Origin of the sequence: Cellulomonas fimi (assembly GCF_012952065.1) — a bacterium.
GTDB lineage: Bacteria > Actinomycetota > Actinomycetes > Actinomycetales > Cellulomonadaceae > Pengzhenrongella > Pengzhenrongella fimi_A.
The window spans coordinates 1-899 of record NZ_JABCJJ010000077.1 but is presented as its reverse complement, the minus strand read 5'-3'; the positions used below and the strand labels follow the sequence as shown (position 1 = coordinate 899).

2 protein-coding genes are annotated in these 899 nt (G+C 74.3%); both read right to left on the bottom strand.

What is annotated here, in order from left to right:
* Positions 1-431, bottom strand: a 431-nt coding sequence (locus HIR71_RS16265; RefSeq protein ID WP_211374334.1) for a hypothetical protein, incomplete at its 3' end; no start/stop codon positions are given.
* A complete protein-coding gene (locus tag HIR71_RS16260) occupies positions 428-778 on the bottom strand; it encodes a DUF6507 family protein (protein ID WP_169326103.1) in 351 nt (116 codons plus the stop codon). The genes HIR71_RS16265 and HIR71_RS16260, both read right to left, overlap by 4 nt.
* Positions 779-899 lie beyond the last annotated feature (121 nt).

Genomic DNA, 899 nt, shown 5'->3' with positions numbered 1-899 from the left:
TGGGCGTTCACCCGCGAGATCAGCGCGGTGTTCTCGTCGACCAGGCCCTGGTCGTACTCCCACTCGGCGTTCGAGGCGATCGTGGACCGGAACGCGTACGCGTCGGACCTCACCCGCGCCAGCGCCGTCTTGATCGGGCGGATGGCGTCGGCGTAGGTCCTCAGCGCGGCCGCGACGGCCTCGACGCCGTCGCCGAACTCGCGTGCCTTGGCCTCGACCGGGTTCATCACCGCGAACAGGGTCGGGGCCTCGGGCGCCTCGTAGTGCGCGGCCAGCCCCCGCCACTCACCCACCACGCCGGCGCCCGCGTCCCGCACCGCGGCGCCACCGGCGGCCAGCGTGTTCGCCGCCGCCACGACCGCGTCCGGGTCGAGGTCCGCCCCGGGGATCGCCGACGGGCTGATGCCCGACGCGGAGCGCACGTCCGTCACCGGGCCGGCACCTGGAACGTCGGCACACCCGTGCCCGCGACCGTGGCCGCGGCGGCCTGCTGCTGGGCAGCCATCGTCTCGTCCCCCCGCAGGTACCACTGCGTCGCCGCGGCCGCACCGCCCACCGAGGCGTTGACCCGGTTCCCGATCGACTCGAGCGTCGGGCGGTGGTGGGTGAAGAACCCGAGCAGCGCGTCACCGATGATCGGGTTGTCGCCCGTGGCCGCGAGCGCCGACTCCGCGGACGCCGGCAGCCCCTCGGCCGCACCGCTCAGCGTCTGCGCCACCGTCCCGACCTTGGTCAGGACGCTCTCGACCCCCTCGGGGGTGATGCTCCACCGGCTCATCGACGCGTCAGCCGATCGCGTCGACGGCGGCCTTGGCCTTCTTCAGCGAGTCCTGCGCCGTGGCGTCGTTCTTCTCCAGCGCCCCGCGCAGGGTGCCGATGATGGTGCGGACCTCGCCCGC

Bases quoted from the DNA above. Each gene is read 5' to 3' on its own strand.
- HIR71_RS16260 (WP_169326103.1), bottom strand. From the start codon at position 778: ATGAGCCGGTGGAGCATCACCCCCGAGGGGGTCGAGAGCGTCCTGACC.